Genomic DNA, 21,030 nt, shown 5'->3' with positions numbered 1-21,030 from the left:
GTTGGAGGAGGAAAAGAAAAGCCTTTAGGTGTAGTAGTACTCGCCCCTCTCCTTCTGCTCCCTGTCCTTCACCGAGCCTTCCTTGTTGGCCCTTGGCCTTCCTGTGTCGGGGTCGCGCCTAAAGGTTATGCCTACCGAGGCCAAAAACCTGTTCATTCCCTCGCGCATGCCCATCGGCTTGCTCGCCTTACCGAACTTGCCGGGCTGGCCCTCAAAGACTATCAGCCTGTCGCTCAGGTAGTCAACCATCATGACGTCGTGCTCGACTATAAGTGCCGTCTTCTCGTTCTTGGCCATGAGCGAGCGGATTGCCTTTGAAACTGCCAGCCTCTGCTCGACGTCGAGATGAGCGGAGGGCTCGTCGAGGAGGTACAGGTCGGCGTCCCTTATCAGGCAGGCCACTATGGCAACGCGCTGAAGCTCACCGCCGGAAAGGTCGTTGACGTTCTTGTCGTAGAGGTCGGGAATTCCAAGGGGGTTCAGGAGCTCGCTCTTGTAGAAGCTGCTCATGAGCTTGCCCGCGTCAATCTTGCTGAGGAGCTCGTAAACGGTTCCCTCATAGTCCGTCTTTATGTACTGGGGCTTGTAGCTTACGGTCAGGGACCAGTCTATTTCCCCCTCCGTTGGCTTCTCGACTCCCGCCAACATTTTCACGAATGTAGTCTTACCGATTCCGTTCGGGCCAACGATTCCAACGACCTCGCCGATGTAGAGTTCGCCGCCCTCGGCCTCGAGCCTGAAGGAGCCGTAGTCCTTCACGAGCCTCGGATACTCGACGAGGATTTCGCCTTCTTGGCTCTTCCTCTCGCTCTTCTTGCTGAAGTTTATCTCGTAGGGCCTGAACCTGACGTTCTCGTCCCTTAAATAGCCCCTGAGAAACTCGTTTATGCCGTTTCTCGTCGATTTCGGCTGGGAGAAGATACCGTAGGCTCCGGGCTTGCCGTAAACGACGTGAACTATGTCGCTCATGTAGTCTAGAATAGCAAGGTCGTGCTCGACCGCCAGAACGTTCTTGCCCGACTCGGCGAGCTTCCTTATGATTTTCGCAACCCTGAGCCTCTGCCTTATGTCGAGGTAGCTCGACGGCTCGTCGAAGAAATAGAACTCCGCGTTTCTCAGGAGGGCCGCCGCTATGGCCACCCTCTGCAGCTCACCGCCCGAGAGGTGCCTTATGTCCCTGTCGAGAACGTTTTCGAGCTCGAGCTCCTTGACGACCTCGTCGAACTTTCCGCTCTCGTCGGCTTTCCTGAGCAGGTCGCGGACCTTCCCCTTAACTGCCTTGGGAATCAGGTCAACGTACTGGGGCTTCACAACCGGCCGTATTTCCCCGTTCTTCAGCCTCTCAAAGTAGTTCTGGAGCTCGTTTCCGCGGAAGGCCTTAATCACGTTGTCCCAGGAGTCGTTGTCACCGCAGAGGTTCGGCAAGAGCTGGCCGGAGAGTATCTTGACGGCCGTCGTCTTGCCGGTTCCGTTGGGACCGAGGATTCCGACGACCATTCCCTCCTTGACAACCGGTAGGCGGTAGAGGACGAAGCCGTTGATTCCGTAGCGGTGGACGCAGCCCTCTTCGAGCTCCTCCGGCAGGTTGACTATAGTTATCGCGTTGAAGGGACACTTGTGGACGCAGATTCCACAGCCCGTACAGCTGGCCTCCTGTATGACTGGCCTGTAGTTCTCCTCGTCTATGATTATCGCCTCGCCGCCCATTCGATTGACGGGACAGACTCGCTCACAGAGGAAGTGACCGCACTTGTCCGGGTTGCACTTGTCGTAGTCGATGACCGCGATTCTCATCTCCACCACCGGGCTAAGCTGAGGGCGAGGATTTTAAAGGGTTGCGGAGTAACTAGAGTGGACTTATGTTTGACTGATGAGTCAAAAAGGTGATGAAAAAATGGGAGTTTGGAGGATTATTTCGATTATCGTCGATATAATCCTTCTGATTTTTATGCTAATGATAGGCCTATATATCATATTCACTTTGATTGACTGGTTTGGAGTTAAAGGGACAATAGTTACGATACTATTTCTCCTGTTGATTATGGCTGCCGCATCTGGTTCTACAAACACATACGAATATGAGCACACATCCCAGATACAATTTAACGAAAACAACGAAATTAAAGAAGAGTATGAAAACCTTGTGAGAGACATTCAACATAGACTAACGATAACAAACCGTGTATTCACAACAGATATTCCTCTGGACATCTTGGAGGACTTAGAATTCGAAGGATATCTAAAACGGGACCATTCAGGCGGGTATGTATTGGTTAGAGACGATATCTTCCTTGATTCAGCCATTAAAAGAAGCGTCAAAAAATATTTGGCTAAGAAGTACCCTCTCAAAGACATAGACGAGATAGTAGACGAGTTGGAATATGGTGACCTTTGAATTTTGGTTTTTATCTTCACCTTAATGAACACAAACAATCATAGAGACAAAGTATATTATCATAATCTTGGAATGTTTTTCTCTAGAATGATTAGAATGATTAAGCCCTACAGGTTTCCAAAAGATTTATAAATGTCAACTTGCCCTAATCCTTTTACTGCAGGACTTTAGTTGGACTGAAAGTGAACATAACAATACCAGTTCAGGCTTTTTAGGAATTCAGATTATACTGACTTACTGGGATCACAACCCTTCTCGAGGTGATGCTCATGTACGCGATGGGTTTTGATTACTACGTTCTGGAGTTGGAGGGCGTTGACGGCCCGCTCAGGCTCGAGGTCGAGTTCGGGCCCGGGAGCTTCCGCTTCATCATCGCCGAAGGCTACGACCGCTACCTTTACTCCGCCGTTGACCTGACGCCGGAAAACGTTTTCCTCCTCGTTTACATCCTCTCCAAGTATATCGAGAAGGCCCTGAGCGAGGATGAAATAAGGGCCCTGCTCTGAGCTTTCTTTTTTTGCCCCCCTTGGGGCGCGCACGGGAGGTGGTGTTGTGAAGGTCTGTAAGAGGTATGAAGTTCACCTGAAGAGCACCCGAGATAGTCTCTCCTTCGGCTCCAAAACCGTGGAGCTCACCCTTACGTTGCTCGAGGACCACGCCCGGTTCACCGGCCCGCTCTCGGTTCTCCTGCCCTACTCCGAGAGAAACGCCCGCGAGCTCCTCGAGTTCCTGAAGGTTCTGGTTGAGAAGGCGAAGCTCGAGGCGGAGGCCGAAAGGCTCCGCTGATGTTTTCCTTTATTTCTCCGGGAAAAGTTCTAAAGGGCAGGAGTGACCCGGTCAATGTTAAACCTCTTGACGACCTCCCTAAGGAGGGGGTCTTCAATCCAGTACTTCCTTTCAGACGAGCGAATAAAACCGGCTTTTTCAAGAGTTTCAAGGTACTTATAGATGTGCTGAATCCTTGTAGGTGCTAAACCCAGAATTTTAAGCCTCCTGTAGATTTCCGCCCCACGGAGGGCGCTCGGATATGCCTCGGCCAGAACTCTGAGAACACCGATATAAACCCTGCTGTTGTAGACGTTCAGAAAAGCCTCTATGTCCTTTCTCCACTCCTCAAGCGCATACCTCCTGCTTTCCTCAAGGGCCACTGGGAGGGCTTCTTCTGGGCTTTTTTCAGTCCTCATGAGGTTAACCGCCGTAATGCCGTAGTGAGAGATAAACCCGGGAACTCCTCCCAGCTCTTCAACGGCTCTTGAGAGCTCCAGCTCGTTCGTTACCTTTATTCCGTAGCTTCTGAAGCCCTCGAGGAGATATCCCCTTCCCTCTTCGATGCTCCACCGTGGAAGGGTGAAAATTTCCGCCGAGCGCATGAAGTTTGGCTTTTCGGCGCCCGGGTTTAGATACTCGACCAGCATACCCGGCATTGAGCCCGTGAAAACGAGAGAGATGTTTGGATAACTGTCTGTTATCTCCTGCAGTAGCCCCCTGAAGTCGAGATTCTTCAGCCTGGCCAGAACCTGGGCTTCGTCGAATATCAAAACACCCAACTCGGCATTCTGGGACAAAACCCGGACCAGCGTTGAAAAGTCCCTGCTGAACTCCTCAATGCTGGTCTTTCTTACCTCAACACTCACCCCCCGAAATGATATTTTGTAGCTTTTGCTCGTCGTTATCATCTTGAGTGACGTCCTCTTGGGTTCTATGTCGGCTATTGATATCGCCCGGGAGCCTATGAAGCGAGAAAAGTTGAAATAAACGTAATGGTAACCCCTCTTTCGCCTCAGTTTTTCCGCCATTACACTAACCACGCTTGTTTTCCCGACCCTCCTCGGGCCGAGGAGAACCGCGGTGTTTCCCCGTAACACTGCGCCAAGGATATCCTCAACGGCTTTTCTATGGCCCTTTCCCCAGAGACATTCCTCCTCCATAACCGGCCTCGTCCTGAAGAAATTTTTACACACCATGAAATTTACACCCAATGTAAATTACATGCCGTGTAAATTTAAGGGTTTCCCCGGATGCCATTAAAACAGAGTGTTCCTACCTAGCCCTGCCTCTCGTCCTCTCCTTCAAAAGCTCCATCAGCCCTTCAGCTTCGCCTTTTCTCGTCTCAACGGTAAAGGTAACGTTATCGGAGTAGTTCTCGCCGACGACCCTCGCACCTGCCTTCTCAATGGCTTCTTTAACAGTGTGGAACAGGCTGTAGGGAAATGTAACCTGAAAGCGCTCCGTCTCATAGACCTCAACGATTCCAGCGTTCTCAATAGCAAGACTCGCGGCCTCGCTGTAAGCCTTGACCAAGCCGCCGTAGCCGAGCTTTATCCCGCCGAAGTAGCGCGTGACCACGACGACCACGTTGCTCAGGCCTTTGTTCTGAATCACCTTCAGGACAGGCTTTCCGGCGCTCCCCTTCGGCTCGCCGTCGTCATCGTAGCGGACCGCGAAGTTCCGCCCGTCGTTTATGACGTAGGCCGAGACGTTGTGGTTAGCGTCGCTGTGGTAAGCCCGAATTTTCTCAATAAACGCCCTTGCCTCTTCCTCCGTTCTTGCAGGGGAGGCGTAGCCTATGAAGACAGACTTCTTTATCACGAGCCGGGCAGTGCCAACGCCCCTCAGGGTTCTGTAGCCCATGACTACCTCCTCAGCGTCGCTATGAGCTTCTTCTCGTTGAGGAGCATCTCTATCGCGTCCCTAACGTCCGTGACGATTACATCGCTCGCGAGGAGCGCATCAACCGTCGCCCCTTCCCGTCCGATCACGCAGAAGGCCAGCTCCGCCTTCTCAAGCATGGCAACGTCGTTGTTTCCATTACCCACCGCGACGTAAGGAGCGTAACCCTCGGCAATCTCGGCCTTTTCGGCACCGCTTGAGACCCTCTCGATCCTAACGGGCAGGCCTTTGAGCTCTTCCTCAAGCGTTCCAAACGTGTCCGCGCTCAGAACGACAACGGTACAGCGGCCGGCGAGCTTTTCAAGGAGTTCCTTAACATCATCAGGAACCCTTCCCTCGACCCCCAGCGTGCCGTTCAGGTCGAAAAGCACGGCGTTGAATTCGATCCGTCCGTGGCCCGGAACCTCAACTCTCATCCAGCTCACCGGTGGAGATTGACCGTTGACCAGAAAAACCTTTGGCTTTATTTCAACTCCGATGACGGAAAAAGTGAAAAGTTTAAATAGGGTATCCCATTACTCATAGCCGGTGGGGGAGTCCGATGAAAAGACGTTTTGCCGAGAACCTCATGGAGTCCCTCAACGATCACGAGGTGCTCATAAGACTCAACACGTTTCTCGTGCTGTACTTCGGGTGGATCGGGTTTACGGTTCTCTACGACCACATTAAATCCCACAGCAGGGACGTTACGTACCTCCTCCTCAAGCTCCCCTTCACGTCGTATAAGTTCGTTGTCACAACCCTTGATCTCACGAAGGATTTTCTTCCGATTTACTTCCTAATGAAGGCCATCTACTACATCGGGTTCTCTGGCTCGATAGCGCTGACGGTCTTCTTCGTCCTGATATACAAGCGGGATCTCCAGAAGGCGGATGAGCTGGCCCTCGGCTACCTCGTGATATATTCAATCTGCGGGGCCATCTACACCCTCGTCCACGTTTACGCACCTCACTACGTCTACAATCTGCCCGGGTTCTACCCGGACAGAACTTACCTAACTCAACAGGAGTTCGTCCTTCCCTCCCTTCACAACACCGTTGCGGCGTTTAACATAATCATCCTGTGGAAGTACAGGCGGGAGCTCACGGCCAAGCTCATCATAGCCCTCAACTCCCTCGTCCCCTTCGCAACCCTCCTGCTCGGTCACCACTGGATCTACGACGCCCTCTCCGGAATCGTACTGGCCGTGATCGTGGGCAGGCTGGTTGAGGGCAAGAAAATCCGGGTCCCATCGACGTTCAGGAGCGTCAACGTCTCAATAATCAAGCACGTCACGATGCTCGGCTTCCTCGCCGGCGGCTTCCTCCTCATACTGGCCATAACGATGCCCAAGCCGTAGCGGAAAACTTATAAACCTCCCCTACTTTCTCTCCTCCGGTGCCGGGGTAGCCTAGCTCGGCAGGGCGGGGGACTCGTAATCCCCAGGTCCCGGGTTCAAATCCCGGTCCCGGCTCCACCACGTTTTTATACCCCTTTTGCGAAAAACTTTGGGTGGTTCCGTGCACCCCTTAGAGAGCGTGCTCAAGGTTAAGGGAAGCGGAGAGCTCTCGAGGAGCGAGCTCGTCGGACTGCTTACGTTCAAACTCAGGCTCATGGGTGTTGGCGAGGCCAAGGAAGCCATCTCAAAGTGGATAGAGGAAGGCCTTCTCATCGAGGAAGGAGACCTCCTGAGGATAAACATCGAGGCGCTGGCGCGGAAGGAAGGGGAGGAAGATCTTTTCAGGGAGATGCTGTCCTTTGTGGCCTCTCAGTTGGGCCTCGATGAATCAGAGGTTTTAGATGAACTCGAGGAGTTCTCAAGAAGGTACGGCAACCTCGATCGGAGACTGGTTCTCTACCTCTTCGGCGTTGAGAAGGGCCTCGACATGTCCCGCTTTAGGGATAGGCTTGAGCTGGACTGATCCCATCCCAAAGGGCTAGACTTTCAAAAGGGTTAAGGAGTCAAAAAACTCCTCACGGAGGTTGAGAACGATTGAAATTGACCAGAACAGTAGTCCTTGAAAGTTACCCACTCACGAGGAGAAAGTTCAGAGCGATAAAAGAAGTGTATGACAAATACTCAGAAATTCTTGAGTTTCTAACTGAATATGCCGTCGAGAACAGGATAAAGAGCCACTTGAAACTCAGGAAACTCTTTTATGCGAAACTCAAGGAAGAGCACGACTTGCCAACTCACTATTACTACACGGTTTGTCAGGATGCCGTAACGAGGGCGAAGAGTTTTCTTGAGTTGAAAAAGAAGAGAAGAGCCAGAACTGGAAAACCTGAGGTAAGAAAAGTCTCCATCTGGCTGGACGATGTTCTATGGGACTACAAACGATTCCCAAAATTTAACACGCTTAAAGGCGGAAGAAAAATTCTTGTAATTGGCTTGACTACCAAACTGGGACGAATAAAACTCCCACTAAAACCGCACAAACTCTTTTTTAAATATCTCAACGATAGATGGAAGGTCAAGGCTGGCGTGAAACTCCGTATTATCGAGAAAGAGAGGAAGGTTCTTGCGTATTTCGTCTTCGAGAAAGAGTTTGATGAAAAAGGCTTGAGTGGGAACTTTCTCGGCGTGGATTACAACGCTGATAACGTTTCCTTCGGCACGCACGAATTCTTGATTCAGGTTCGGACTGAATTAGGGAGATTGACGAGGTTCTATTCTAACGTGAGGAAGAGGATTCAGGAATCGCATCTGGTCGGCTGGAAGAGGAAACCATCTTCAAGAAAGGGGAAGGAACTCCTCAGGAAGTTTGGACGGAGAAAAATGAATAAGAGAATTGACTTGCAGAGGAAGTTGGCGAAGAGACTCGTTGAACTTGCCAAGGAGTTGAACGCTACGATTGTCCTTGAGGCCGTTCCCAAGAACTTCAACCAGCGGGTAACTAAAAGGAGAAGGAAGAACGAGAGAAGGCTGAGGGATACTCTCCACAATATTGGTATGAACGGGTTTCAGCGGTTTGTCCTTGAAAAGGCGATTGAATATGGTGTTTCTGTGGTTTTCGTGAATCCCTCTTATTCTTCTCAGGTTTGTCCGCACTGTGGTGCGTTTAAGATTAAGCCTGATGACGACGCTCTGCGTCAGAGGGTTTTCGAGTGTCCTGTTTGTGGGTTTTCTTTGGATAGGGATTTTGTTGCGGTTTTGAACTTGTTGGGGCTGTTTCCGTTCAGCCCGAAGGCCCGTGAACTACCAGTTGAGGGCTCGGTGAGTTCGATGAGTCTGGTGGTTAAGGCCAACCTCCTGCACCACAAAAACTCGCTGGTGATAGTTGGCCAGGGATTGAAAATAAGTGCAGGAGGAAACGGTTAATTAGCCGGAAATCGATAACTCAATCGGTGGTGCCCATGCCGGAGGAGGCCCTCATAGTTGTAGACATGCAGAGGGATTTCATGCCCGGGGGAGCTCTTCCCGTTCCCGGGGGAGACGAGATAATTCCCATCGTGAACGAGTGCGTGAAGAAATTCCGGGAGAGGGGAGCCCTGATAGTCGCCACCAGGGACTGGCATCCACCGGATCACATCAGTTTCAGAGAACGGGGCGGCCCCTGGCCGAGACACTGCGTTCAGAACACGCCCGGCGCGGAGTTCGTTGTGGAGCTGCCAGAGGACGCGATCATAATCTCGAAGGCAACGGAACCCGACAAGGAGGCGTATTCCGGCTTCGAGGGGACGAACCTAGCGGAGGTACTCAGGGAGAAGGGTGTTAAGCGTGTCTACGTCTGCGGGGTTGCCACGGAGTACTGCGTGAAGGCGACGGCTTTAGATGCTGTAAAACACGGCTTTGAAACTTACCTCCTAACCGACGCCGTCAAGGGCATCAACCCCGAGGACGAGAGAAAAGCGCTCGAAGAGCTCCAGCGCGCGGGAGTGAAGCTAATCCGCTGCTCCTCCCTCTGAGTTTCTCTTCTTCCACTCCTTCAGCAGAACGAGGGCAATGCTCAGTATCACCGGGCCCAGCAGAAGGCCCTTCAGCCCAAAGGCCCACGTTCCGCCGAGCATGCCTATGAAAACGAGCGTTTCGTCCAGTTCCGCGTCTTTGGCAACGAGCATAGGCCTTATCGTGTAATCCGGCAGTGGGGAAACCAGAACCGCACCGTAAACGGAGATCCCAATCGCCCCAAGCAGGGACCCCCTCATGTAAAGGTACACCGCGCCCGCGACCCAGAGCATCCATCCCTCGAGGAGGGGCACGAAGCTGAAGAGGAACGTCAGGAAACCTGCTATCATCGCAGTGTATACATCCCCCACGCCAAAGATAACGTAGCCGATGGTCATCAGAAAGCCCTTGGCGACGTTCAGGAGGAGCCACGCCCTGACCAGCGCGTCGAGGGTCTTGTCCGTTCTGTCGAGGATCTCAACCATGAAGGGGGCCTGGTTTCCAGGGACGAGGGAGAGGATGAACCCCCTCAGCTTCTCACCGTAGACGAGGGCGTAGTAGAAGGCGAAGAGGAAGACGACGAGCTGGAGGAGGTACTTGGGAACGGAGAAGGTGAAGGAGGAGACGTAGTCCGTGAGCTTGGGGACTATCTGGGACTGCACCTGTTCGAAGAAAGTCTGGAGCGTCCCGGAGAACTGGAGCGAGGACAGCCAGACCAAAACGTCCTTCACGTTCATGTAGAACCTGTTGACGAGCTTTATCGAGATCAGCGTGAAGAACACGAGGAGGGCCGTGCCGAGTCCGATCATGATCGCGGTCAGTACTAGAGCAGATTCGTGGGCAGAAAACCTTCTCCTGAGGCGCATGTGGAGGGGGTAGACTATGTAAGCCAGCAGAACCCCGAAGAATAGGGGTGTAACGAGAGGTCTAACCGTTCTCCAGGAAAGGTAAAGGATTACCAGACTCACGACCGTCCAGACGGCGATCTCGGCCCTTCCCCTCATACTTTCCGGATATACACCCAATCGGTTATAAATGTTGACATGGAACCCTGACCGGGTGAGGAACGTGGGAGTTTTCGAAGAGCTCCTTCATGAGGCGGAAGAGCTGTTGAGGGATGGACAGGCCAAAAAAGCCGTGAACGTACTCCTAACCGCGTGGGCGTACAGGGAAAGCGGAGTGCTGATGGCCCCCGCGGAGGCCCTCGATTATCTGAGGGTCAGGTTCCCTGGGAGCCGGGAACTCGAATCGATCGAAGGGGAAGAAGATATAAGTACTGTCGCAAGAAGGATCTACGAGATGCTGGGAATGAAGAGTTTGCCGAGTGCTGAGCGGTGATGACTCAAAGCCCCTGACCCTGCACCACCTCTATAACTCCCTCCTTCCCCTTTCGTTTCAGATCCACGAGGTCTATCGTGCTCCGGATCGTCGGCTCCATGTCCTTTGCTCCCCTCAGGAAGACGCCTATGACGCCGTTGACCATCTCGTAGGAACCGTGCGGTTCGATGAGTATGTAGAGATCGTCGCCCTTGGAGAACACCGAAACCCTGCTCGTGTCGGCGAGCAGTCTGACCCCGTTCTCACCTCCCCTTCCCCAGATCGTGTAGATCTCAAGGAAACCGTCGGAGTAGAATATCGACACGTACTCCGTGCACTCAACGGGACTTATAACGTACACCTTTTCATCATGCTCAACGAACACGAACCCCTTGGCCGACCCCAGGTATATCGAGCCCGACAGGCTGTCCAGGTAATGCCCCAAAATTTCATAAGCTGATCCATCCATACCCCATCACATCATTTCATAGGGTGAAGAGGATCATAGGTAATTGGTCGTTACCGGGGGTGAACTCATGAGGATCGTCTCAGCCGACACGGGTGGGGCCCTACTAACCGAGGACTACGAGCCGATAGGGCTCATTGCAACTGCTGCAGTGCTGGTTGAGAAGCCGTATAAAACCGCGACGCTCAGCAGGGTGAAGTACGCGGACCCATTCAACTATGACATGAGCGGAAGGCAGGCAATAAGGGACGAGGCGTTGCTCGCGGTCGAGCTCGCGAGGGAAGTTAAGCCCGACGTTATCCACCTCGACTCGACAATCGGCGGGATAGAGGTGAGAAAGCTCGACGAGCCGACGATTGACGCCCTAACGATAACCGACCGCGGGAAGGAGGTGTGGAAGGACCTCGCGAAGGACCTCCAGCCCTTAGCCAAGAAGTTCTGGGAGGAGACCGGGATAGAGATAATCGCCATCGGCAAGTCGAGCGTCCCGGTCAGGATAGCGGAAATCTACGCTGGCCTGTACACGGCGAAGTGGGCCATCGGGTACGCGAGGAAAGAGGGAAAAGCCATCGTCGGCCTCCCGCGCTACATGAAGGTCGAGATAAGGCCCGGAAAAATCTACGGGGAAAGCCTCGACCCGCGCGAGGGCGGTCTCTTCGGGGAAATTGAGGCGGAAACAGAGGGAATCGGCTGGGAGCTGTATCCAAACCCGCTCGTGAGGCGCTTCATGGTTCTCGAGGTTTGGAGGGAGTAAGGGGGCTAAGCCCCCTTCTCCAGCTCGCTCGGGAACTTTATCGCATCGAACGGGCACGTCTGGTTGCAGACGCCACAGCCCGTACAGAGCAGGCCATCTATTCTGACCTTGTTGGTCTCCGGGTCGTAAACGAGCGCCGGACAGCCGGTCAGGAGTATGCACGCCTTACAGCCGGTGCACCTGTCCTCTATAACCTTCGGTATCTCGCCTATCTCACCGCGCCTTATGACGGGAATGACACACTCGCGCTTCGCTATTATGACTGCAGGCCCCTCAACCTGCATGGCTTCCTTTATCGCTTCCCTCGTGGCCTTGAGGTCGTATGGGTCAACGGTCTTGACGTACTTAACTCCCAAAGCTTTGACGAGGGCCTCGATGTCAATCTCGTTGAACTTCCTGCCGGTTTCACTTCCACCGGTTCCCGGGTGCGGTTGATGGCCGGTCATCGCGGTGGTTCTGTTGTCGAGTATCATCACCAGAACGTTCAGGTTCTTGTAAACTGCATCCACCAGCGGCTGAATTCCATTGTGGAAGAACGTCGAGTCACCGATTGTCGCGATTATCTTCTTGTTCATAACGACGCTCTGGCCGTTCGCTAAGCTGATGCTCGCGCCCATGACGTATTCGGTCCAGATGGCCTCGAGCGGGGGGAGGAGCGATAGGGCATAACAGCCTATGTCGCCGTGAATGGGGACCGAGTAGCGGCCGAGCTTGAGGTCGCGGAGGGCGTCCAAAGCGGCCCTATAGCTTCCCCTGTGCGGACAGCCGGGGCACATTACCGGCGGTCTCTTCGGGGCGAGGCTTTCGGCGAGCTTTACCTCCTCCGGCTTCTCGTAGGTTTCCTCGCTTTCACCCATTAGCCTGAGGAGGGCGTTCCTGACGAGGCTCGGGGTGAGCTCGCCCTCAAGCGGTAAATGACCGGTTCTCTTGCCGTAGATCGGCACGTTGATCCCGGCCTCGTAGGCGGCTATCTTGACCTCCTCCTCGAGGAACGGCGCGCCGTCCTCGATTACAATCGCGAAATCAACGGTTTTGAGGAAATCAACGACGAGCTTCCTCGGGAGCGGGTGGGGCGTTGAGAGCTTGAGGACCTTGAAGTCCGCGCTGATTCCCGGGAGAACCTCCCTCACGTAGTTGTAGGGCGCGCCCTCGACGATTATTCCGATTTTACCGCTCCCCTCGACCCAGTTGAAGGGCATCGAGTTGAACTCCTCCTCTATCTTGGCAAGGGTCTCGTTGAGCCACTTGTGCCTCTTCCTGTTGCCCTCCATGCTCGCGCGCACGTAGCGCTCGATGTCCTTCTTGAAGACGGGCTTCCTGTCGAGTTCGATGAACTCGCTAACCTCCACGTCGGCCGTCGTGTGGTTAACCCTCGTGGTTGTCCTGAAGATAACCGGGACTTTGTATCTCTCGCTCAGCTCGTAGGCGTACTTGATGAGGTCGTGAGCTTCCTGCGGGTCGGCAGGCTCAAGGACCGGCAGAAGCGAGAGCTTGCCGTAGTAGCGGTCGTCCTGTTCCGTTTGACTCGTGTGAGGTCCAGGGTCGTCCGCCACGAGGATTACTAAGCCACCTTCTACGCCAGAGTAAGCGAGGCTCATAAGCGGGTCCGCTGCCACGTTCAAACCGACGCACTTCATTGTCACGAGCGCCCGCAGTCCGGTGTAGGCAACTCCAGCCGCTTCCTCCAGCGCGACCTTCTCGTTGGGGGCCCACTCGGCAAAAACTTCAGGCTTGAGCCTCGCTATCGTCTCTATCACTTCGGTTGAGGGTGTCCCGGGGTAGCCTGTGGCGAAAACGACACCGCTTTCGAGGGCGCCGTAGGCTATCGCCTCGTTTCCCATGAGAAGCTTCTTCTCTCGCCTCTCGCCTTTCACTTCGGCTGGGTCAGAAGGATAAGATTTAACCGCATCCATGCAACCACCGCTGGGGAGTTGGAGGAAGGATATAAAACTTATGGCTCGAAAAAATAACCCAAAACCCAAAGGATTTTCAGAGAACTATTAGCGTTTCTTTCCGTAGTTCGGGTCGTAGAAGTACTTCCCATGAGCCTCCGCCTGGGCGTCGAGAACGCGCCTCTTAACGACGAACGCGTATATGAAGTAGCCAACGATCGCTATCGCCGCGATCGAGCCGAAGACCTTGAACATGGCGTAGATCCAGAAACCGAGGACGGCAAAGAAGCCGATGAGGATTATCGCGAAGACACCGAGGAGTATCTTGTACCCGTACCTCTCCATGAAGAGGGCGAAGTCCATAGCGATCCCCGTTTGGAATTTCACCCACGTCACTATAAACGTTTTGGGACAAGGTTATTAAGGGAAACGCTGAGGTTTCTCCATGAAGGTTGGAGAGCTCCTTGAACTCGTTGAGGAAGCGATTGGAGACCTTAAAGTTGCGATAGTGGCCAATCAAACGAGGTCCTTTGAGAGCCCCTACACAAGTCTGGAGTTCACCCAGAGGGCGGTGGAGCTTCAGGAGGATCTGGATGAGCTGGTAAAACTGCGTGATTATCTGCTCACCCTCGACCCGGAGACGAACGTAGAGGAAGTCTTTGAACGGGAAGATCTTGAGAAACTTCTCGAGTACTTCAAACTGCTCCGGGAGAGCAAGAGCCACCTGTACTGAGGGATGGGAATGAAGTTCGGGGAGCTGAAGGTCACGACGTTCGTGCTGGTTCTTCAGGGGTTTCTAGGCCTCTATCAGGGGACGAAGTTCCCGGCCGTTTACCTTCCCTTTGCCCTTCTCGACTTCCTCCTCGCGTGGGGGACCTATACCCGCAGAAAGACGGCGATCAAGGTTTCCCTGGTGTATTTAGCAATTGACCTGTTCCTCGCGATATTCTACCTCATCTCGGGGGTGCTGCTGAAGGGGATTATAGCCCTCCTGGATTTCCTTGCAATCCACGACATGGTGTCCTACATCGAGGAGCTCTACCGCGAGGAGCAAAGCTTATAAGGATGTAAAGGAAGCTTTACGTAAAGGAAACTTTACATGGTGAGAGCATGGGGCAGTGGTCAAGGGTTCCGACCCTGCTCGTGGGGATCGCCGCCGGGTTCGTGATGTTCCTCTCCGTCCGTTCCGGACACTGGGAGCTCGCGGTTGCGTCCCTGGCCCTTGCAATGCTCTTCGCAAACTGGTATTCGTCATGGCTCAGGGAGAGGGGCGTTGTCCTCGAGGACGAAAGAACGATCAGGATAAACGAAATTGCCTCGAGGAGAACGCTCCAAATCGCGGTGATAGCCCTCGGCTTCTCGGTGCTGGTTCTCTCACAGTGGACATCGGCCCCGGAGATAAAAGGAGCCTTCAAGGCCCTAAGCGTTTTCCTTGTTGGTATTTCAATGTTACACCTCCTTCTCAGACACTACTACTCGCGGGTGATGTGAATGGGAAAGAAGAACCTTCTCGGCCTAGTTGCCATATCGGGCCTTCTCTACGCGGTTTACTTCCTCTGGCTCTACCGGGCGAGCAACGGCACCATGGTTGTAAGGTACGAACCTCCCGAGTGGACGTTCCCGTTCATAGCCGGAATTTTCGTGTTCGTATTCTCCTTCGCAGGTGGCTCCATTCTGCTGGCCTTCCAGGGAGCGGAGGAAGCCCGTGAAAGCAGGGCGGTTCCCCAGCTCCTCGCGCTTTCCCTGCTCTTCGCCGGCCTCTCAACGGTGAGTGCGTTCGTTATGACCGGATACCTCTCAAAGGCTGAGGGACTGCTCGCCGGGGCTGTCTTTCTCGGTGTGTGGGCCCTGCTTGCGAGGATGAACGCCGAACGGTTAAGGCCAGAGGGGCCCGTTGTGGACGAGAGGACTGAGCTAATAGAGCTGAAGTCCTGGGCGCTCGCCGGCAGGAACATGACGACGGTGGCTTCGATAACTCTGCTCTTGGCACTCTTCCACCTCTGGAACCCCAATGCGGAAACGCTGTCCTTTCTTCTCATGCTCACGTGGAGCATCTCGATGATGGGAGCGAGGGCCTACTACTCCCGGAGGATGTAGCGATGAAGAACCGCCTGCGCGAGCTGAGGGAGGCGAGAGGACTGACCCAGGAGGAGCTCGCAAAGGCCCTAGGAGTTACGAGGCAGACCATTATAGCGATTGAGAAAGGTAAATACGACCCCTCCCTCAGGCTCGCCTTCAAAATCGCCCGTTTTTTTGGTGCTAAAATCGAGGACATCTTCATCTACGACGGTGATTGAGATGTTCGTCGAGGTTGAGAACCTTGAGAAGGACTACGGGAAGGTCAAGGCCCTGAAGGGGATAAGCTTCTCCATCGGGGAGGGCGAGATCTTCGGCCTCATCGGGCCAAACGGTGCCGGAAAGAGCACGACCCTCAAAATCCTCGCCACCCTGCTGAAGCCGACTGGGGGGACGGCGAGAGTGGGCGGCCATGACGTGGTTAAGGAGGCCGACAGGGTAAGGGCTCTCATCAGCTACCTGCCCGAGGAAGCAGGAGCCTACAAAAACCTTACCGGAAGGGAGTACCTGGAGTTTATGGCGAAACTTTACGCCAAAGACGAGCGGAAAGCCCGGGAAATGCTCGAGCTCGGCGTTGAGCTCTCGGGTCTGGGAGAGAGGCTCGACGACAAGGTCTCGACTTACTCCAAGGGCATGACCCGCAAGCTTTTGATAGCGAGGGCCCTCATGGTGAGGCCGAAGTTAGCTATTCTCGACGAGCCGGCGAGCGGGCTCGACATAGTGAACGCCTACGAGATCAGAAAGACGATAAGGCGCTTCGCGAGGGAGATGGATACCACGTTTCTGATCTCAAGCCACAACATGCTCGAAGTCGAGTTCCTCTGCGATCGCGTTGCCATGATAGCGGACGGAAGGATCGTCGAGATTGGAACTCCCGGAGAGCTGAAGGAGAAGTACGACGCCGAGAACCTGGAGGAGGTCTTCATGAGGGCCATCGGCGTCAGCGTCCCCGAGCCGGTTGGAGGTGAGGGCTCGTGAGCGATTTCCTCGTCCTGGCAAAGAAGGAGGTAAAGAACCTGATCCGGGATAAAAAACTGCTCTTCGGCCTGATCATAGTGCCGCTCATCGTTTACCCGGCCCTTGGCAGGATGATGCAGTTCGGCTTCGAGAGCGCGACGAAGGAAACGCACGTGGCGATAGTCAACTTCGACGACGGAAAGTACGGCGAGTTGCTGATAAAGGCCCTCAACGCGAGTCCCAACGTGAGTGTAACCGTTATAACTGCCCCGTCTGTCGAGGAAGCGCTAAAACGGGCACTTCAGGAGAATCAAAACGTTCTGGTTGTTATCCCTCCCAACTTCAGTGAGAGCATAGAGTCCGACAGGATAGCGACGGTCGAGGTGTACGGCGTTTTCAAGGGACTTAGCTCGGGGATGAGGGAGAGCGTGAGCGAGGGCAGGATCAACGCAGTTATAAGCGTCCTTTCCGAGGAGATAGCGAGGCTGAAGGTCAGGTCCCTCGGCGCCAGGGATCCGGAGGCGATACTGCACCCCATACGGGCGGAGAGCAGATCGTACTTCATGGACAGGATAATCAACGTTCCTCCAACTGTCGTTTCGCAGGTTTTGGCTTCGCAGTCCTACGGGCTGCCCCTGATAGTCTTCCTCATGGTCATGATAACGTCGCAGATGGCCGCCGGCGCTGTGGCCAGCGAGAAGGAAAACAAGACCCTCGAAACCCTCCTGACGCTCCCGGTAAAGAGAACAACGATAGTCGCGTCAAAGATAACCGGAACGGCCGTTATGGGTGTGATAGCGGCTTTAGCCTACATGATCGGCCTCAAACAGTACATGGCGAGCTTCGGGGCCCAGACCGGGGTTTCGCTGAGCGAGCTCGGCCTTTCGGTAACACCCGCCGGACTGGCCCTCTTCGGCGTCGTCGTCTTCCTGACGATAGCCTTTTCGCTGAGCCTGGCGATGCTCCTGGCTGTCTTCGCCGAAGACGTCCAGAGCGCCAACACAGTTGTGAGCTCGGTGATCCTGCCGCTGGCTTTCCCCACCTTCATCCTGAGCTTCGTGGACGTGACCCAGCTCCCGCCCCTTGGCAGATACCTGCTTCTCGCGAGTCCGTTCACCCATCCGACGCTTGACTACCGCTACATCCTCATGGGGGACTACGGATCGGTCGCGTGGAGCATCCTGTACCTGGGAATCGCTGCGGGAGTTACGCTGTACGCGACCGCGAGAATATTCGCGAGCGAGAAAGTTTTAACCGCGAGGATCAGATGGGGCAGGAAAAGGCGCGGTGGTTGAGCAAAAGGCGAGAAAACCGAATCTGGTAGCGGGGGGAGGATTTGAACCTCCGACCTCCGGGTTATGAGCCCGGCGGGCACTCCTAGCTGCCCCACCCCGCTGCTCGACCCGTTAGTTAGTGAACCGAAGGAAGTTTATAAATCTTTCGGAGCGGGCTTTATATTCTTCAAGGTCGTTTTTAGTTCGGTGGTGTCATGTACCTGACGAAGGAAGAGGAGCTTATCTTGGCCGGCGAGTACGGCTACGCACTCCAGAAGGCGATGGAAATCCTCGTCGCACTCGGCGACATCTACGGGGCGGAGCGGTTGATTCCCATAAAGAGCGCCCAGATTGCTGGAGTTTCCTACAAAAACCTCGGCGAGGCCGGCATTGAGTTCCTGAGGGACTTCGTGGATGCTGGAGCGAGGGTCAGCGTCTACACGACCCTCAACCCGGCGGGAATAGGCGACGACGAGTTCATGGAGAAGCAGAGGGAGGTTTTGGAGCTCTACCGCGCGATGGGGATAGAGGTGACCTCGACCTGCACCCCCTACTACGGGGCGAACCTTCCGAAGTTCGGCGACCACCTTGCCTGGAGCGAGAGCTCGGCGGTTTCCTTCGCAAACTCTATAATAGGGGCCAGAACCAACCGCGAGGGCGGGCCGTCGAGCCTGGCATCAGCCATAGTCGGCAAAACGCCGGAATACGGACTTCACCTCGACGAGAACAGGAAGGCGACCGTGAAGGTGAAGGTAGAAGCTAAAGTCAAGACCTTTGTGGACTACTCCGCCCTCGGCTACCATCTTGGAAAGGCCCTCGGAAACGACGTGCCCTACATAACCGGCCTGAAACCGGAAAGCCTAGACTACCTCAAGGAGCTCGGCGCTTCTATGGCCGCTACCGGTTCGATAGCGCTCTACCACGTCGAAGGCGAAACGCCCGAATACAGGAACGCGATTTCCGACGGGATAGAGACGGTGACGGTTGAGGAAGCTGACCTGAGGGCCGTCAGGGAGAGCTTCTCCGACGATTGGAGCGAGATAGACATGATTCTCATAGGCTGTCCGCACGCTTCCCTGGTGGAAATCAAGGAGATAGCCGAACTTCTGAGAATGCGCGGAAGGCCCCTAAAGATACCGCTCTTCATAACCGCGAGCAGGGCCGTTAAGGCTTTATCCGACTCGCTCGGCTACACCGAAACGATAGAGCGCTACAACGGGCGGATTATAGCGGACTCGTGCTTCGTCGTGTCGCCGATTAAGGGCTGGTACAACGGCATCGCCACCAACAGCGGAAAGTCGGCTTTCTACTTCCGCTCCTTCGGCTTTAGCGTAAGGCTTGACGACGCCGAGAGACTCATAAAAAAAGCCCCGTGAGGTGGTAGAATGAAGCTGAAGGGAAGGAAGGTCGTCGGCGGAAAGGCTGAGGGCGAGCTGATAGTGTCAAAGAAACCGCTCTCCTTCCTCGGTGGAGTTGACCCCGAGACTGGAATCGTCACCGACGCGGAGAGCGACATAAGGGGTCAGAGCATAGCGGGCAAAATCCTCGCCTTCCCACGCGGGAAGGGCTCAACCGTCGGCTCCTACGTAATCTACGCCCTCAAGAAGAACGGAAAGGCACCGAAGGCGATAATCGTCGGCGAAGCCGAGACGATAGTGGCAACGGGTGCGATAATAGCCGGCATTCCAATGGTTCAGGGGATAGACGTGTCCAAGCTGAGGAGCGGGGCGAGGGTTAAGGTTGATGCCGATTTGGGCGAGGTTGAGGTCGAGGAAGGTTGAGCAGTTTTCTCACTCTTAAAACCAAAGAATTCAGAAGAATTCAAAGCATCAGCAAAAAGAGCTCCCTCGGCACAAACCACACGTCTCCTTTCTTTTTCAACGGCCCATTGTGAACCACGACGCCGCAGGTTAATCCAGTCTTCTTCATGGTCCTGAGAACTTGACGGACGCCCTTCTTCCCCCAACCAACCTCAACCACGACTCCTTCGCCGTGTCCCTTCAAGATGAAGTCCGCACCGCCCCTCTGGGCATCGTAGTGAAGGCCGAGTTTGTGCTCCCTAGCGAGCAGATGGAGATAAAGAGCAACCGCGTCCTCAAGGAGCATACCGAGCGTTTTTGAATCCCTCTCAAAGAGTCCGAACTCGTAAAGCACCGCGCTCCTCAACATTGGTGCCAGGAACTTGTATTTTGGGGTCTTTCGGGCGACCTTGCCCAGAGAGCCGTAGGCCCTTACCGGAAAGATGACTTCGAGGTCCTCAAGCTTCTCAATCATCTTTTCCACGGTCGCCTTGGCGAGCCCCAGAGTCGAGCTCAGGTCATCGTAAGCCAAGCTCTCGCCGGAAGCAAGGAGGAGTAACAATCCAAGGGCCTTTTCTCTCGTCGTCTCGGAAAGACCCTCGTGCATTAAATCAACCTCGACAATCTTCCTCAGTATCTCATAGGCATCCTCAAGCGGGTTTGGCGAAGCGAGGTAAAGGGGGAGCGAGCCTTGGATGAGGTAATCCTCGACGTCTTTTTCAGTAAACTTCAGGAGCACTCCCCCAAGCTGCTCTTCAATTTCTGAGAAATCACAGCTGAGGAATGCCCTCTTTAAAGCTGCACTGAGCTCCTCGGGGATTTGTATTTTCTTCTTTAAAAGTAGGTATTCTGTGAAGGTTAAAGGCGGCACCCTGAGCTTTCTGGCCCTTCTCATCAGGTCGGGGTCGAGCTTAAGGGGAAGTGAAGAAGATCCAGTGACCACAATCATGAGGTTACTCACGGAGTCATGAAGGTCCTTCACCGTAATCCCGAAGTTCTCGTCATAGTGGGCTTCGTCGATGAATAGGAAGGTCGGCTGACTCAGCTCTTCAATCCTCTCACCGAGGAGGCGTTCGTAGGCTCGGACAAAGTCATTCAGGCTTATTCCCAGCGAGCGAAGCTTGTCGAGGGAGACGTAGACAAGTCTCTCCCTTGGAATCTGGGGAAGAAGCTTGAAGTAGATTTGAGCGAGCATGGTGGTCTTTCCGACACCGCGAAGACCGTAGAGAACCAGAAGGCTGTTTTCCCGGGTTTGGAGAAACAACTCAACATTCTCCTTGAGTTTCGTGAGGGGTTTCCTTTCAGGTCTTTTTTCTCCGGTTGGAGTGAACACGTACTTTCTGAGCCTTGCCTCGGCTGTGTCGATGGTCCTCCTCACGAGGCTCTCAATCAGTCTTTCTTCCAAGGCCACCACCAAGTGTAGTTCATCATGGTAGGATAAAAAGCTATTGTCTTGTATCACTTAATTAGTATTGCCAGAACAAGTTAAGCTTCTCGAGGATACAATGATGCCCTCGCTGAAAGATGCACACCGATAAAGGCAAGATCGAAATCATCGACGG

At 54.2% G+C, this 21,030-nt stretch carries 27 protein-coding genes and 2 tRNA genes; 19 read left to right on the top strand and 10 right to left on the bottom strand.

Annotation, left to right across the window (positions count from 1 at the left end):
- Nucleotides 1-24: 24 nt before the first annotated feature.
- The gene (locus tag TAM4_RS02290; RefSeq protein WP_014121623.1) at nt 25-1,794 is read right to left on the bottom strand and encodes a ribosome biogenesis/translation initiation ATPase RLI; all 1,770 of its coding nucleotides are present in this window, start codon (nt 1,792-1,794) and stop codon (nt 25-27) included.
- Nucleotides 1,795-1,894: 100 nt separating this feature from the next.
- Here TAM4_RS02290 and TAM4_RS02285 point away from each other — a divergent pair, with 100 nt between their 5' ends.
- The 3 genes from TAM4_RS02285 (at nt 1,895) to TAM4_RS02275 (ending at nt 3,181) form a co-directional block, all read left to right on the top strand.
- Nucleotides 1,895-2,395, top strand: a complete 501-nt coding sequence (locus TAM4_RS02285) for a hypothetical protein (RefSeq protein WP_048149717.1) — start codon at nt 1,895-1,897, stop codon at nt 2,393-2,395.
- Nucleotides 2,396-2,658: 263 nt separating this feature from the next.
- Nucleotides 2,659-2,901, top strand: coding sequence for a hypothetical protein (locus TAM4_RS02280; RefSeq protein WP_237702116.1), 243 nt, complete (start codon nt 2,659-2,661; stop codon nt 2,899-2,901).
- A 46-nt stretch (nt 2,902-2,947) separates the two neighbouring features.
- Nucleotides 2,948-3,181, top strand: a complete 234-nt coding sequence (locus TAM4_RS02275) for a hypothetical protein (protein WP_014121620.1) — start codon at nt 2,948-2,950, stop codon at nt 3,179-3,181.
- A 29-nt stretch (nt 3,182-3,210) separates the two neighbouring features.
- On the opposite strand, the gene TAM4_RS02270 is transcribed toward TAM4_RS02275, so the two are convergent.
- The 3 genes from TAM4_RS02270 to TAM4_RS02260 form a co-directional block, all read right to left on the bottom strand.
- Nucleotides 3,211-4,323, bottom strand: a complete 1,113-nt coding sequence (locus TAM4_RS02270; RefSeq protein ID WP_256359057.1) for an ATP-binding protein — start codon at nt 4,321-4,323, stop codon at nt 3,211-3,213.
- A 112-nt stretch (nt 4,324-4,435) separates the two neighbouring features.
- Entirely contained in the window at nt 4,436-5,026 is a 591-nt protein-coding gene (locus tag TAM4_RS02265) for a YigZ family protein (protein WP_014121618.1), read from the bottom strand.
- Between the two features lie 2 nt (nt 5,027-5,028).
- Nucleotides 5,029-5,481 carry an HAD family hydrolase gene (locus tag TAM4_RS02260; protein WP_014121617.1) on the bottom strand — a complete coding sequence of 151 codons (453 nt, stop codon included), beginning with the start codon at nt 5,479-5,481 and terminating at the stop codon, nt 5,029-5,031.
- Between the two features lie 125 nt (nt 5,482-5,606).
- Between TAM4_RS02260 and TAM4_RS02255 the strand changes: the two genes are divergently transcribed.
- The 5 genes from TAM4_RS02255 to TAM4_RS02235 all read left to right on the top strand — a co-directional run bounded on the left by TAM4_RS02255 (nt 5,607) and on the right by TAM4_RS02235 (nt 8,953).
- On the top strand, nt 5,607-6,404 hold the full coding sequence (locus TAM4_RS02255) for a phosphatase PAP2 family protein (protein WP_014121616.1): 798 nt from the start codon (nt 5,607-5,609) through the stop codon (nt 6,402-6,404).
- 40 nt (nt 6,405-6,444) lie between these two features.
- A tRNA-Thr gene (locus TAM4_RS02250) sits at nt 6,445-6,521 on the top strand.
- 43 nt (nt 6,522-6,564) lie between these two features.
- On the top strand, nt 6,565-6,966 hold the full coding sequence (locus TAM4_RS02245) for a DUF2240 family protein (RefSeq protein WP_014121615.1): 402 nt from the start codon (nt 6,565-6,567) through the stop codon (nt 6,964-6,966).
- Between the two features lie 77 nt (nt 6,967-7,043).
- Nucleotides 7,044-8,366 (top strand): transposase, encoded by a 1,323-nt coding sequence (locus TAM4_RS02240; protein WP_237702115.1) that lies wholly within the window; start codon nt 7,044-7,046, stop codon nt 8,364-8,366.
- A 35-nt stretch (nt 8,367-8,401) separates the two neighbouring features.
- Nucleotides 8,402-8,953: a nicotinamidase gene (locus TAM4_RS02235; RefSeq protein WP_014121613.1), complete on the top strand. Its 552-nt coding sequence runs from the start codon at nt 8,402-8,404 to the stop codon at nt 8,951-8,953.
- Here TAM4_RS02235 and TAM4_RS02230 read toward each other — a convergent pair.
- Nucleotides 8,930-9,937 (bottom strand): AI-2E family transporter, encoded by a 1,008-nt coding sequence (locus TAM4_RS02230; protein ID WP_014121612.1) that lies wholly within the window; start codon nt 9,935-9,937, stop codon nt 8,930-8,932. The genes TAM4_RS02235 and TAM4_RS02230 overlap by 24 nt on opposite strands.
- 64 nt (nt 9,938-10,001) lie before the next feature.
- On the opposite strand from TAM4_RS02230, the gene TAM4_RS02225 reads away from it, so the two are divergent.
- Nucleotides 10,002-10,271, top strand: a complete 270-nt coding sequence (locus tag TAM4_RS02225) for a hypothetical protein (RefSeq protein ID WP_014121611.1) — start codon at nt 10,002-10,004, stop codon at nt 10,269-10,271.
- Between the two features lie 4 nt (nt 10,272-10,275).
- Here TAM4_RS02225 and TAM4_RS02220 read toward each other — a convergent pair whose 3' ends face one another.
- Nucleotides 10,276-10,719, bottom strand: a complete 444-nt coding sequence (locus TAM4_RS02220; protein ID WP_048149710.1) for a hypothetical protein — start codon at nt 10,717-10,719, stop codon at nt 10,276-10,278.
- 67 nt (nt 10,720-10,786) lie between these two features.
- Here TAM4_RS02220 and TAM4_RS02215 point away from each other — a divergent pair, with 67 nt between their 5' ends.
- Complete coding sequence (locus tag TAM4_RS02215; protein ID WP_014121609.1) at nt 10,787-11,470, top strand: DUF4152 family protein; 684 nt, start codon at nt 10,787-10,789, stop codon at nt 11,468-11,470.
- A gap of 5 nt (nt 11,471-11,475) precedes the next feature.
- On the opposite strand, the gene iorA is transcribed toward TAM4_RS02215, so the two are convergent.
- Nucleotides 11,476-13,383 carry an indolepyruvate ferredoxin oxidoreductase subunit alpha gene (iorA, locus tag TAM4_RS02210; protein WP_014121608.1) on the bottom strand — a complete coding sequence of 636 codons (1,908 nt, stop codon included), beginning with the start codon at nt 13,381-13,383 and terminating at the stop codon, nt 11,476-11,478.
- An 87-nt stretch (nt 13,384-13,470) separates the two neighbouring features.
- On the bottom strand, nt 13,471-13,725 hold the full coding sequence (locus tag TAM4_RS02205; protein ID WP_014121607.1) for a hypothetical protein: 255 nt from the start codon (nt 13,723-13,725) through the stop codon (nt 13,471-13,473).
- An 82-nt stretch (nt 13,726-13,807) separates the two neighbouring features.
- Here TAM4_RS02205 and TAM4_RS02200 point away from each other — a divergent pair, with 82 nt between their 5' ends.
- Genes TAM4_RS02200 through TAM4_RS02170 form a run of 7 tightly spaced genes read left to right on the top strand, consistent with a single transcriptional unit; the run spans nt 13,808 to nt 17,690 of the window.
- Nucleotides 13,808-14,095: a hypothetical protein gene (locus tag TAM4_RS02200; RefSeq protein WP_014121606.1), complete on the top strand. Its 288-nt coding sequence runs from the start codon at nt 13,808-13,810 to the stop codon at nt 14,093-14,095.
- A gap of 9 nt (nt 14,096-14,104) precedes the next feature.
- On the top strand, nt 14,105-14,425 hold the full coding sequence (locus TAM4_RS02195) for a hypothetical protein (protein ID WP_014121605.1): 321 nt from the start codon (nt 14,105-14,107) through the stop codon (nt 14,423-14,425).
- Between the two features lie 47 nt (nt 14,426-14,472).
- Entirely contained in the window at nt 14,473-14,853 is a 381-nt protein-coding gene (locus tag TAM4_RS02190) for a DUF2178 domain-containing protein (RefSeq protein WP_014121604.1), read from the top strand.
- Nucleotides 14,854-15,459: a hypothetical protein gene (locus tag TAM4_RS02185; RefSeq protein ID WP_014121603.1), complete on the top strand. Its 606-nt coding sequence runs from the start codon at nt 14,854-14,856 to the stop codon at nt 15,457-15,459. It begins immediately after the preceding gene.
- A 2-nt stretch (nt 15,460-15,461) separates the two neighbouring features.
- A complete protein-coding gene (locus TAM4_RS02180) occupies nt 15,462-15,659 on the top strand; it encodes a helix-turn-helix transcriptional regulator (protein ID WP_014121602.1) in 198 nt (65 codons plus the stop codon).
- Between the two features lies 1 nt (nt 15,660).
- Nucleotides 15,661-16,416: an ABC transporter ATP-binding protein gene (locus TAM4_RS02175; protein WP_014121601.1), complete on the top strand. Its 756-nt coding sequence runs from the start codon at nt 15,661-15,663 to the stop codon at nt 16,414-16,416.
- On the top strand, nt 16,413-17,690 hold the full coding sequence (locus tag TAM4_RS02170) for an ABC transporter permease (RefSeq protein WP_014121600.1): 1,278 nt from the start codon (nt 16,413-16,415) through the stop codon (nt 17,688-17,690). The genes TAM4_RS02175 and TAM4_RS02170 overlap by 4 nt, the downstream gene beginning before the upstream one ends.
- 23 nt (nt 17,691-17,713) lie before the next feature.
- On the opposite strand, the gene TAM4_RS02165 is transcribed toward TAM4_RS02170, so the two are convergent.
- Nucleotides 17,714-17,791: transfer RNA gene (locus TAM4_RS02165), tRNA-Met, on the bottom strand.
- Between the two features lie 93 nt (nt 17,792-17,884).
- Between TAM4_RS02165 and TAM4_RS02160 the strand changes: the two genes are divergently transcribed.
- A complete protein-coding gene (locus tag TAM4_RS02160; RefSeq protein ID WP_014121599.1) occupies nt 17,885-19,045 on the top strand; it encodes an aconitase X catalytic domain-containing protein in 1,161 nt (386 codons plus the stop codon).
- A 9-nt stretch (nt 19,046-19,054) separates the two neighbouring features.
- Entirely contained in the window at nt 19,055-19,450 is a 396-nt protein-coding gene (locus TAM4_RS02155; RefSeq protein WP_014121598.1) for a DUF126 domain-containing protein, read from the top strand.
- Between the two features lie 40 nt (nt 19,451-19,490).
- On the opposite strand, the gene TAM4_RS02150 is transcribed toward TAM4_RS02155, so the two are convergent.
- Complete coding sequence (locus TAM4_RS02150; protein ID WP_237702114.1) at nt 19,491-20,879, bottom strand: ATP-binding protein; 1,389 nt, start codon at nt 20,877-20,879, stop codon at nt 19,491-19,493.
- Between the last annotated feature and the right edge of the window lie 151 nt (nt 20,880-21,030).

It is taken from the genome of Thermococcus sp. AM4, from assembly GCF_000151205.2.
GTDB lineage: Archaea > Methanobacteriota_B > Thermococci > Thermococcales > Thermococcaceae > Thermococcus.
This window is presented reverse-complemented; position numbering and strand designations above follow the sequence as displayed.

Coding starts and splice junctions, on each gene's coding strand:
- TAM4_RS02175 (WP_014121601.1), top strand. CDS start 15,661: ATGTTCGTCGAGGTTGAGAACCTTGAGAAGGACTACGGGAAGGTCAAG.
- TAM4_RS02260 (WP_014121617.1), bottom strand. CDS start 5,481: ATGAGAGTTGAGGTTCCGGGCCACGGACGGATCGAATTCAACGCCGTG.
- TAM4_RS02185 (WP_014121603.1), top strand. CDS start 14,854: ATGGGAAAGAAGAACCTTCTCGGCCTAGTTGCCATATCGGGCCTTCTC.
- TAM4_RS02255 (WP_014121616.1), top strand. CDS start 5,607: ATGAAAAGACGTTTTGCCGAGAACCTCATGGAGTCCCTCAACGATCAC.
- TAM4_RS02200 (WP_014121606.1), top strand. CDS start 13,808: ATGAAGGTTGGAGAGCTCCTTGAACTCGTTGAGGAAGCGATTGGAGAC.
- TAM4_RS02205 (WP_014121607.1), bottom strand. CDS start 13,725: ATGGACTTCGCCCTCTTCATGGAGAGGTACGGGTACAAGATACTCCTC.
- TAM4_RS02180 (WP_014121602.1), top strand. CDS start 15,462: ATGAAGAACCGCCTGCGCGAGCTGAGGGAGGCGAGAGGACTGACCCAG.
- iorA (WP_014121608.1), bottom strand. CDS start 13,383: ATGGATGCGGTTAAATCTTATCCTTCTGACCCAGCCGAAGTGAAAGGC.
- TAM4_RS02155 (WP_014121598.1), top strand. CDS start 19,055: ATGAAGCTGAAGGGAAGGAAGGTCGTCGGCGGAAAGGCTGAGGGCGAG.
- TAM4_RS02280 (WP_237702116.1), top strand. CDS start 2,659: ATGCTCATGTACGCGATGGGTTTTGATTACTACGTTCTGGAGTTGGAG.
- TAM4_RS02235 (WP_014121613.1), top strand. CDS start 8,402: ATGCCGGAGGAGGCCCTCATAGTTGTAGACATGCAGAGGGATTTCATG.
- TAM4_RS02220 (WP_048149710.1), bottom strand. CDS start 10,719: ATGGATGGATCAGCTTATGAAATTTTGGGGCATTACCTGGACAGCCTG.
- TAM4_RS02230 (WP_014121612.1), bottom strand. CDS start 9,937: ATGAGGGGAAGGGCCGAGATCGCCGTCTGGACGGTCGTGAGTCTGGTA.
- TAM4_RS02285 (WP_048149717.1), top strand. CDS start 1,895: ATGGGAGTTTGGAGGATTATTTCGATTATCGTCGATATAATCCTTCTG.
- TAM4_RS02215 (WP_014121609.1), top strand. CDS start 10,787: ATGAGGATCGTCTCAGCCGACACGGGTGGGGCCCTACTAACCGAGGAC.
- TAM4_RS02195 (WP_014121605.1), top strand. CDS start 14,105: ATGAAGTTCGGGGAGCTGAAGGTCACGACGTTCGTGCTGGTTCTTCAG.
- TAM4_RS02270 (WP_256359057.1), bottom strand. CDS start 4,323: ATGGAGGAGGAATGTCTCTGGGGAAAGGGCCATAGAAAAGCCGTTGAG.
- TAM4_RS02265 (WP_014121618.1), bottom strand. CDS start 5,026: ATGGGCTACAGAACCCTGAGGGGCGTTGGCACTGCCCGGCTCGTGATA.
- TAM4_RS02190 (WP_014121604.1), top strand. CDS start 14,473: ATGGGGCAGTGGTCAAGGGTTCCGACCCTGCTCGTGGGGATCGCCGCC.
- TAM4_RS02160 (WP_014121599.1), top strand. CDS start 17,885: ATGTACCTGACGAAGGAAGAGGAGCTTATCTTGGCCGGCGAGTACGGC.
- TAM4_RS02290 (WP_014121623.1), bottom strand. CDS start 1,794: ATGAGAATCGCGGTCATCGACTACGACAAGTGCAACCCGGACAAGTGC.